This is a genomic window from Siculibacillus lacustris (assembly GCF_004328075.1).
In the GTDB taxonomy this organism is placed as follows: domain Bacteria; phylum Pseudomonadota; class Alphaproteobacteria; order Rhizobiales; family Ancalomicrobiaceae; genus Siculibacillus; species Siculibacillus lacustris.
Genome location: NZ_SJFN01000064.1, coordinates 1 through 10,192, shown reverse-complemented (window position 1 = coordinate 10,192; position 10,192 = coordinate 1). Strand labels below are relative to the sequence as shown.

Sequence of the window (10,192 nt, the reverse complement as noted above, 5' to 3'; positions counted from 1 at the left end):
GTCCGTGTAGCGATCAACGGGTTCGGCCGCATCGGCCGCAATGTCCTGCGGGCGATCGTCGAGTCGGGACGCACCGACATCGAAGTGGTCGGCATCAACGATCTCGGCCCGGTCGAGACCAACGCCCATCTGGTGCGCTACGACAGCGTCCACGGCCGCTTCCCCGGCGTGGTCACCGTCGCCGGCGACACCATCGACGTCGGCCGCGGCCCGATCAAGGTCACCGCCATCCGCGATCCGGCGACGCTGCCCTGGGGCGAACTCGGCGTCGACGTGGCGCTCGAGTGCACCGGCATCTTCACCGCCCGCGACAAGGCCGCGCTGCAGCTCGCCGCCGGCGCCAAGCGCGTGCTGATCTCGGCCCCCGGCGAGAACGCCGACCTGACCGTGGTCTACGGCGTCAACCACGACAAGCTCACCGCCGAGCACCTGATCGTGTCCAACGCCTCGTGCACCACCAACTGCCTGTCGCCGATCGCCAAGGCCCTGAACGACGCCATCGGCATCGACCACGGCTTCATGACCACCATCCACAGCTACACCGGCGACCAGCCGACGCTGGACACCCTGCACAAGGACCTCTACCGGGCCCGTGCCGCGGCCTTGTCGATGATCCCGACCTCGACCGGTGCGGCCAAGGCGGTCGGTCTGGTTCTGCCGGAACTCAAGGGCAAGCTCGACGGCGTGGCGATCCGCGTGCCGACCCCCAACGTCTCGGTGGTCGACTTCAACTTCGTCGCCAAGCGCGCCACCACCGTGGAAGAGGTCAACGCCGCCCTGGTCGCGGCGGCCGACGGCCCGCTCAAGGGCGTGCTGGCCTACACCAAGGAGAAGCTGGTCTCCTCCGACTTCAACCACGACCCGGCGTCGTCCACCGCCCATCTGCTCGAGACTCGGGTGATGGCCGGCGACTTCGTCCGCGTGCTGTCCTGGTACGACAACGAGTGGGGCTTCTCCAACCGCATGGCCGACACCGCCGTCGCCATGGGCAAGCTCGTCTGAGCCGCCCGCGGCCCCAATCGGGGCCGCGCCCATCGTCCGTCTCTCCGCCCTCGCCGGCGCCGACGCACCCCGTCGGCGCCGGCTTCGTATTCGTGCGGACCCGGCCCCGCCGGCTCCGCTCGCGACACCCGGCCGGGGCCGTCCCGCGACCGGCCGATTCGCCCGGAAAACCGCCCCATCCGCGACGTCGTGCCGCGGCTGCACGCCTCGTCCGAACCTCTTTCCACGGCGTTCACGACCCCGATCGAACCCGTCGCGGGCCTCTCGCGTGATCCGTCCGATTCGCGTAGAGTTGACGTCGGTGCATGTCGACCATGTCGCGGCGGGGGAGGGGACCCTCGTCCACACCATCGACGGGCACGGCCCGAGATCGCGCGCAACGCGCAGAAACGGCGAAACATCGCCGTTTTTCGAGGATTGCGCGCCCTTCGCGGGCTCCGCCGGGCGGTTCGGTGGGGACACCGGCGGCGGCGCGAGGGATGCGCGGAGCGACCGACTGATAGGTGTGGGCCCGCATGGCGGGCATTAGACGAAAGCAGTATACAGCACGTCATGAACTGCGTGAGCCCGTCGAGCCCTCCAAAGGTCGATGTGCCGGGCGTCATCGAAAGAGGTGAGACAATGAACATCCAGTTGCGCGACGGGATCGAAGAGGCCCAGGCAGTCGGGACCGAGCTCGATCCCTGGCGGGGATTCACGGTCGGACGGTGGACCCAGGAGATCGACCTGCGCGGCTTCCTGCTCGACAACGTCACGCCCTACACCGGTGACGCCTCCTTCCTCGCGTCGGTCACGCCGCGCACCGCCGCTCTGTGGGCGACGCTGAAGGACCTGCTCAAGGCCGAGCGCGACGCCGGCGGCGTCCTCGACGTCGATCCGACCGTGGTCGCCTCGATCGTCTCCCACAAGGCCGGCTACATCGACCGCGACCTCGAGCAGATCGTCGGCCTGCAGACCGACCGGCCGCTGCGCCGCGCGATCATGCCCTTCGGCGGCTATCGCATGGTCAAGAGCGGCCTCGACGCCTACGGCTTCGCCGCCGACCCGACCTTCGACAAGGTCTTCCCGTCGCTGCGCAAGACCCACAACGACGGCGTCTTCGACGTCTACACCCCCGAGGCGCTGCGCTGCCGCAAGTCCGGCGTGATCACCGGCCTGCCGGACGCCTACGGCCGCGGTCGCATCATCGGCGACTATCGCCGCACCGCCCTCTACGGCGTCGCCCGCCTGATCGAGGACAAGAAGGCCCAGGCCAAGAGCCTCGAGCTCGACCAGCTCGACGAAGAGGTGCTGCGCCTGCGCGAAGAGATCGCCGAGCAGATCAAAGCCCTCAAGGAACTCGTCGCGATGGCGAAGTCCTACGGCTTCGACATCACCCGCCCGGCGGCCAATGCCCGTGAAGCGGTGCAGTGGACCTATTTCTCCTATCTCGCGGCGGTCAAGGAATCCAACGGCGCGGCCATGTCGATCGGCCGTGTGTCGAGCTTCCTCGACGTCTACTTCGAGCGCGACATCGCCGAGGGCACCCTCGACGAAGCCGGCGCCCAGGAGATCCTCGACCATTTCGTCATGAAGCTGCGCATCGTCCGCTTCCTGCGCACCCCGGACTACGACGCGCTGTTCTCCGGCGACCCGACCTGGGTCACCGAGTCGATCGGCGGCATGGCCATCGACGGCCGCACGCTGGTCACCAAGTCGAGCTTCCGCTTCCTCCACACCCTGGAGACCCTCGGCCCGGCCCCGGAGCCGAACCTGACCGTCCTGTGGTCGGAGAAGCTGCCCAAGGGCTTCAAGGACTTCTGCGCCGAGATGTCGATCCGCACCTCGTCGATCCAGTACGAGAACGACGATCTGATGCGCCCCTACTGGGGTGACGACTACGGCATCGCCTGCTGCGTCTCCGCCATGCGCATCGGCAAGCAGATGCAGTTCTTCGGCGCCCGCGCCAACCTCGCCAAGACCCTGCTCTACGCGATCAACGGCGGTCGCGACGAGAAGTCCGGCGAACAGGTCGGCCCGACGCTCGCCCCGGTCACCGGGGACGTGCTCGACTACGAGGACGTCAAGGCCAAGTTCGTGCCGATGATGGAATGGCTCGCCCGGGTCTACGTCAACGCCCTCAACTCGATCCACTACATGCACGACAAGTACATGTACGAGCGGATCGAGATGGCGCTGCACGATCGCGACATCCTGCGCACCATGGCCTGCGGCATCGCCGGCCTGTCGGTCGCCTGCGACAGCCTCTCGGCGATCAAATACGCCAAGGTCTCGGTCGTCCGTGACGACACCGGCCTGGTCAAGGAATATGTGATCGACGGCGAATATCCGGCCTTCGGCAACAACGACGCCCGCGTCGACGACATCGCGGTGTGGTTGGTCGAAACCTTCATGGGCTGCATCCGCAAGCAGAAGACCTATCGCCATGCGATGCCGACCATGTCGGTGCTGACCATCACTTCCAACGTCGTCTACGGCAAGAAGACCGGCAACACCCCGGACGGCCGCAAGGCCGGCGAGCCCTTCGCGCCGGGTGCCAACCCGATGCACGGCCGCGACTCCAAGGGCGCTCTCGCCTCGATGGCGTCGGTGGCGAAATTGCCCTACCAGCATTCGCAGGACGGCATCTCCTACACCTTCACCATCGTGCCGAACGCGCTCGGTGGTTCGCAGCCCGACCGGGTCGACAACCTGACCGGCCTGCTCGACGGTTACTTCGCCCAGGGCGGCCATCACATCAACGTCAACGTCTTCGATCGCGAGACGCTGCTCCATGCGATGGATCACCCCGAGCTCTATCCGCAGCTGACCATCCGGGTGTCCGGCTACGCCGTGAACTTCATCAAACTGACGCGCGAGCAGCAGCTCGACGTCATCAGCCGGACGTTCCATGGGATCGAGTGAGCACCCTTCGGGTCGTTCCGCGGCGCCCGTCCCTTCGGGGGCGGGCGTCGTGCGTCCGGCCATCCGTGGCTGGGTTCATTCCACCGAGACCGGCGGCGCCGTCGACGGTCCCGGCATCCGTTTCGTGCTGTTCCTCGCCGGCTGCCTGCTGCGCTGCCAGTACTGTCACAACCCCGACAGCTGGCACATGCATCACGGCAAGCCGACGACCTCCCGCGAGATCCTCGACGAGATCCGCGGCTATGCCTCGTTCCTCAAGCGCGCCCGCGGCGGCGTCACCCTGTCCGGCGGCGAACCGCTGGTCCAGCCCGACTTCACCGCGGCGATCCTGCGCGGCTGCAAGGAGATGGGCCTGCACACCGCGCTCGACACCGCCGGTTTCCTCGGCCTCCACGCCGACGACTTCCTGCTCGCCGACGTCGACCTGGTGCTGCTCGACATCAAGGCCTTCACCGAGGCCACCTATCACGACCTGACCGGCGTCGCGCTGGCCCCGACGCTGGCCTTCGCCGAGCGCCTCGCGGCGATGAAGAAGCCGGTGTGGCTGCGCTACGTGCTGGTCCCCGGCCTCACCGACAAATTCGACGAGATCGACGGACTGGCCGCCTTCGCCGCCGGCCTCGGCAACGTCGAGCGCGTCGACGTCCTGCCCTTCCACAAGATGGGCGAGTTCAAGTGGGCTGCCGAGGGCGTGCCCTACCGCCTCGCCGACACCGAACCGCCGAGCCGCGAGTTGATCGACCGCACCCGCGCCGCCTTCCGCGACCACGGCCTCAACGTCGCCTGAGGCGCCGCTGGCCGGCATCCCGCCCGTCCGACCCGTCTCGACCCGTCGGAGCGCCGAACGGCGTCGTGGCCGCCCGCGGGTATCCCGAGGGGGGCCGGTACGCCCGGGCGGCGATCAATGGCGCGAAAACAGATCGCGCAACTTGCACAGACTGGTGGTGATGTCGAAGCGCTGATCGGCGAGCGCCTCGCCGGCGGCGAGCTTGGCCAGCGCCGCGGCCGGATCGGTCTCGCCGGTGAGCAACACCTCGCTGCCGCGGGTCTTCATGTGGCGGATGAAGCCGTCGCCGGCCGACGCCGTGACGACCAACGCGACGCCGTCGAGCGGATGCGGCCGATCGTCGTGGAAATGGTGGATCACCTCGTCCCTGGCGAGCTCGACGCGCGCCGGCGCCGGCAGCGCCGCGCCGGGGGCGAGTTCGGCGAGATCATAGACCAGCCACGAGCTCGCCTTGCCGGCATGACCGGCGACCGTGGATCCGTCGCGGGTGGGAAAGGCGATCTTCATGGGGCGGCTCTCCGGGCTGTCTGCCCGGAGAATTAGCATGGCCGATCGGTGGGCAGGGATCGGGGAGACTGCGGAGGGGGAGTGCATCGAGGATCGTAGGGTGCATCGAGCGCAGCGAGTTGCACCGTCCGCGGCCGTGGTCATCTCCGCCGGTGCAACTCGCTGCGCTCGATGCACCCTACGGGACCCCACGGCTCGCCCTGCCTCACCGCTCGCCGAAGTCGCCGGGTCCCTCGACCGTCCCCGCCCAATCGGCGGCATAGACCCCGTCGCGGACGGCGCGGTGAAACGACGAATGGGGCCAGTCGGCGACGCGATCGACCAGCCCGTGTTTCATCGGATTGATGTGGCAATAGTCGAAATGACGCGCGAAATCCGCGTCGTCGCGGATCGCATGTTCCCAGAAGCGCCGTTGCCACAGCGCCCGCTCGCCGGGGCGTCGCCCCTTCGGCACCGCGATACCCGCCGCGACGAGCGCCGAGGTGAATTCCGCCTTGATCCGTCGCCAGCGTTCGGAGAAATCCGAGTCCCCGTCGGGCAGCGTCCAGACGGCGTGGAGATGATCCGGCAGGACCACCATCGCGTCGATCTGAAACGGTTGCCGGCGATGCGCCACCGCGACCGCGGCCCGTAGATCCGCGATGCGTTCGACGAGGAGGCCGCTCCGCCGATCCTGCAGAGCGACCGTGAAGAACCAACATCCGCCCGGGATTCGAAGACGCCGGTAGTTCGGCATGGCGGGCACTCGCCGTCGTGGGGCGGAGCCATCGTCCCTCGTCTAAGCCGCCGGCGCAACCCGCCGACCGTAGGGTGCATCGAGGATCGCAGGGTGCATCGAGCGCAGCGAGTTGCACCGGCGGCGCCCGTGGCTGCGCCCCAAGGTGCAACTCGCTGCGCTCGATGCACCCTACGGCGATGCACCCGTCCCCTCACGCCGCGGCGAAATCCCCCACGAAGCTCTCGACCACCCGGCGCAGGTCGACCGCCTGTTCGGACAATCCGCCCGACAGGGTCATCAGCCGGGTCGAGGCGGCGCCGGTCATTTCGGCGGCGCGGCCGACGCCGGAGATGTTCTCGGTCACCTGATGGGTGCCGGTCGCCGCCTGCTGGCAGCTGCGGGCGATCTCGGCGGTCGCCGCGCCCTGCTGATCGATCGCGTCGGCGATCGCCGAGGCGGTCTCCTTGATCACCGCGATGATCTGGGCGATCTCGCCCATCGAGGTCACGGTGCCGTCGGTCGCCTGCTGGATCTCGCCGACCTTGGCGCCGATCACCTCGGTCGCCTTGGCGGTCTGATCGGCCAGCTGCTTGACCTCGGCGGCGACCACCGCGAAGCCGCGACCGGCCTCGCCGGCGCGCGCCGCCTCGATCGTCGCGTTGAGCGCCAACAGATTGGTCTGGTCGGCGATGCCCTTGATCAGGTTGATCACCTCGCCGATCGCCGAGGCCGCGGTGGCCAGCGCCCGGATGCGGACGTTGGACGATTCCGCCTCGGCCACCGCGGTGTCGGCGACCTTGGTGGAATGGCCGACGCGGCCCGAGATCTCGCGGATCGAGGCGGACATCTCCTCGGACGACGAGGCGACGGTCTGGACGTTGGCCGCGGCTTCCTCCGCCGCGGTGGCCACCGACTGGGCCTGACGGGTGGTCTCCTCGGCGGTCGCCGAGAGGTTCTCGGCGGCCGAGGCGACCTCGCCGGAGGACTGGGTGAAGCCGGCGGCGAGTGCCTGCATGCGGCCGACGAAATCACCGGCCAGCTGTTCGCGGTGGAGGGAGCGGCGACGCTCGCTCTCCTCGCGTTCGCTCTGCTCGCGACGCTGGCGCTCGGCGGCGATCAGACCGTCGCGGAAGGCCAGCAGCGCCCGCGCCATCTGGCCGATCTCGTTGGTCGTCTCGGCGAAGGGCACCGGCGTGTCGAATCGGCCGCCGGCGATCCCGGTCATCGCCACGGTCAGCGTTTCGATCGGACGGCTGACGCGGAAGATCGAGAACAGCGCCTGGGCCGAGGCGACCATCAGCAACAGCGCGCCGCCGGATACCACCATCCACCAGGCCGAGCCGTAGGTCGCCTGATTGGTGCCGTCGACGACGGCGGCGTCCTTGATGTTGTAGGCGACGAGTTCGTCCAACATCTTGCCGACCGTTCCGTAGATCTCGTCCATCGTGCCGATCACCAGCACCCGGCCATCGTCGATGCGGCCGCCTTCGGTGAGCGAGATCAGATCGCTGGTCATGTCGCTGTATTTGTTGAATCCGGCGACCACTCGATCGAACAGGGCGGATTCTTCGCCCTTGTCCATGTGGAGGGCATATTTCTTCTTCTGCGTGTCGAAGTCGCCGCGCGCATCGGCGATGTCCTTGAGCTTGCTCTTGCGCGCCGCCGGATCGACGACGGTGACATATTCGAGGCTGGCGATGCGCAGATTGCCGAGCGCCACGTTCATCTCTTCGGCCTGCTGCAGCCCGGGGAGGATGTCGCTGTAGAGCCGCGTGGCGCCGTCGTTGACCATGCTCAGCCGCGACGTCGCGACGAAGGCGACACCCAGACACAGGACGATGGTGAGGACCGAAGCCAGGACGAGCCCGGCCTTTACGGAGAGGGATTTCATGGAGCCCCCAGTTCGGTCCCCACCAGTGCGACCGGAGCCGACACGCCGAAGAGGCGTGCGACGTCGGGGGCCGGGGGGATCGAGGTGATGATCACGTCGAGGCTCATGATCGACGGAAATGATCAAACGGGCCTTAATGTCGGGAGAAGCCGGTCGACGTCTCGTCAAAAACTTCCAAGAGGTAAGAATAAATGGATCGAGGTGGCGACAATTACGTTGCGTAATCTACGGAAAACCATGAAGGCCGGTCACGGCGGTGACGATCGTCTCGGCCGTAGGGTGCCGCCGTAGGGTGCATCGAGCGCAGCGAGTTGCACCGCGGGCCAGAGGGGTCGGACGAACGCGCTCCCGGAGACGCACGGGCCCCGCCGGCGCGAACCGGGGCATGAGCCGCTCGGCTGCCGGTGCAACTCGCTGCGCTCGATGCACCCTACGGCGGCCCCTGGGGCCCGCCCCTCCGCCTCACACGCCGAGGGCGCGCCGCCGCACCTCATACAACATCACAGCCGTCGCAACAGCGAGGTTGAGGCTGTCGGCCTTGCCGGCCATCGGGATCTTGACCAGCCCGTCGCAGACCGCGACGTAGGCCTCGGGCAGGCCCGACTGCTCGTTGCCCATCAGCACCACGCAGGTCTCCGGCCAGGCGACCGAGCGATAGTCGACCGCGCCCTTCAGATGCGTCCCCCACACCGGCAGGCGATGAGCCGCGGTCCAGGCGGAAAACTCCTCGAGGGTCGCGGCGGCGATCGGCACGTGGAACAGCGAGCCCATGGTGGCGCGCACCGCCTCGAGCGCGAAGGGATCGGTGGTGTCGCCGATCAGGATCACGCCGGCGGCGCCGACCGAATCGACGGTGCGGATGATCGTGCCGAGATTGCCGGGGTCCTTGACCCCCTCCAGTGCCACCCACACGCCGCTCGGCGCGGCGAGATCGGCGAGGCGGGCGATCTTCTGGACGAAGGCCGCGACCACCATCTGCGGATTGTCGCGGCGGCAGATCTTGACCAGCACCTCGTCGGAGACCTCCAGCACCAGGGCGCCGCGGGCCTTGGCCGCGGCCACGGCGCGCACCACCAGCGGCTGGTCCTTGACCCGGGTGGCGTGCACCAGGGTGCGGATCGGCCAGCCCTCGTCGAGGGCGTCGGTGACCAGCTTCAGGCCCTCGGCGAGGAACAGTCCCGAGGCCTCTCGCTCCTTCTTGAGGTGGAGCGCGCGCAGGTCCTTGACCACCGGGTTGGTCAGGCTGGTGACCTCGCGGGCCGGCGCCGTCGACGGGGCGGGCGCGGCGGCCCGCGGGGCGGCGGGGCGGTCGGCTCCCCGGCGGTAGAGGTCGCGAGGCGGGCGGGTCATGGGGCGGTCTCCGGGGTCCAGCGGACCCACAGCGAAGTGGGAAGGCGGCGGATGATGTCGGTGCCGGGCGCCGGCGCCTCGGTGAGAAAGAGTTCGCCCGATTCGAGGCGGCCGGGGCGGCGCGCCATGACCTCCGCGGTCAGTTCGTGGAAGGCGGCATAGGACGCGCGCATCGCATAGACGGTGAGGATGGTGAACAGCGGCGCGTCGGAGAGCAGATCGCGGGTGGTGCGCAGCATGCCGCCGAGATGCTCGAACAGCTGCCACACTTCGCCCTCGGGGCCGCGGCCGTATTTCGGCGGATCGAGCAGGATGGCGTCGTAGCGGCTGCCGCGGCGCGCCTCGCGGGCGACGAACTTCTGGGCGTCGTCGCAGATCCAGCGGATCGGCAGGTGATCGAGGCCACTCTCGGCCTGATTCTCGCGCGCCCAGGCGATCGATTTCTTCGAGGCGTCGACATGGGTCACTTCGGCGCCGGCCGCCGCGGCGATCAGGCTGGCGAGCCCGGTGTAGCCGAACAGATTGAGCAGGCGCGGCCGGCGGCCGGCGGCGACCGCCGCGGCGACGCGCTCGCGCATCCACAGCCAGTGGGCGACCTGTTCGGGAAACACGCCGGTGTGGCGGAACGAGGTGAAGCGGCAGGAGAAGCGCGCCGGCGCGAAGCTCATCGGCCAGGACGGCGGCAGGGCGACGGGGAAGCGCCAGCGGCCCGGCCCCTCCTCCTCGACGTCGCCGGTGAAATGGGCGTCGGCGCCCTCCCACACGGCGGCCGGCAGACGCGGCGCCCACAGCGCCTGTTCCTCGGGGCGGACGATGCGGATCGCGCCGTAGCGCTCGAGTTTGCGCCCGGCGCCGCTGTCGAGCAGCGCGTAATCGGCCCAGCCGGCGGTCTCGAGGATCGTCGGCGTGGTCGGCGAGCCGGCGAGCCGGCGCGGCCCGAGACCCTCCGGCGGCGGTCCATGGACGATCGGCGGCGGCTCGGCGGCGGCGGGGCGCGGCGTCGAGCGGCGCGGCGCAGCGGGCGCGGCGTCGG

At 69.0% G+C, this 10,192-nt stretch carries 8 protein-coding genes; 3 read left to right on the top strand and 5 right to left on the bottom strand.

The features are described 5' to 3' along the window. From gap to pflA, 3 genes are all read left to right on the top strand, one after another. On the top strand, positions 1-1,002 hold a 1,002-nt coding region (gene gap / locus EYW49_RS22320; protein WP_131311896.1), incomplete at its 5' end, for a type I glyceraldehyde-3-phosphate dehydrogenase. Between the two features lie 621 nt (positions 1,003-1,623). Then, positions 1,624-3,906 (top strand): formate C-acetyltransferase, encoded by a 2,283-nt coding sequence (pflB, locus tag EYW49_RS22315; protein WP_131311894.1) that lies wholly within the window; start codon positions 1,624-1,626, stop codon positions 3,904-3,906. Positions 3,907-3,955: 49 nt separating this feature from the next. Further along, positions 3,956-4,693 carry a pyruvate formate-lyase-activating protein gene (pflA, locus tag EYW49_RS22310; protein ID WP_228259716.1) on the top strand — a complete coding sequence of 246 codons (738 nt, stop codon included), beginning with the start codon at positions 3,956-3,958 and terminating at the stop codon, positions 4,691-4,693. A 114-nt stretch (positions 4,694-4,807) separates the two neighbouring features. Here the strand turns inward: pflA and EYW49_RS22305 are convergent, their stop codons facing one another. The 5 genes from EYW49_RS22305 to EYW49_RS22285 form a co-directional block, all read right to left on the bottom strand. Next, entirely contained in the window at positions 4,808-5,200 is a 393-nt protein-coding gene (locus EYW49_RS22305; RefSeq protein WP_131311890.1) for a NifB/NifX family molybdenum-iron cluster-binding protein, read from the bottom strand. 205 nt (positions 5,201-5,405) lie between these two features. Continuing rightward, a complete protein-coding gene (locus tag EYW49_RS22300) occupies positions 5,406-5,936 on the bottom strand; it encodes an REP-associated tyrosine transposase (RefSeq protein ID WP_131311888.1) in 531 nt (176 codons plus the stop codon). 193 nt (positions 5,937-6,129) lie between these two features. Next, positions 6,130-7,809 carry a methyl-accepting chemotaxis protein gene (locus tag EYW49_RS22295; RefSeq protein ID WP_131311886.1) on the bottom strand — a complete coding sequence of 560 codons (1,680 nt, stop codon included), beginning with the start codon at positions 7,807-7,809 and terminating at the stop codon, positions 6,130-6,132. A 462-nt stretch (positions 7,810-8,271) separates the two neighbouring features. After that, positions 8,272-9,159, bottom strand: coding sequence for a TrmH family RNA methyltransferase (locus EYW49_RS22290; RefSeq protein ID WP_131311884.1), 888 nt, complete (start codon positions 9,157-9,159; stop codon positions 8,272-8,274). After that, positions 9,156-10,192: class I SAM-dependent methyltransferase (locus tag EYW49_RS22285; RefSeq protein ID WP_206365538.1), on the bottom strand; the 1,037-nt coding region annotated here is incomplete at its 5' end. The genes EYW49_RS22290 and EYW49_RS22285, both read right to left, overlap by 4 nt.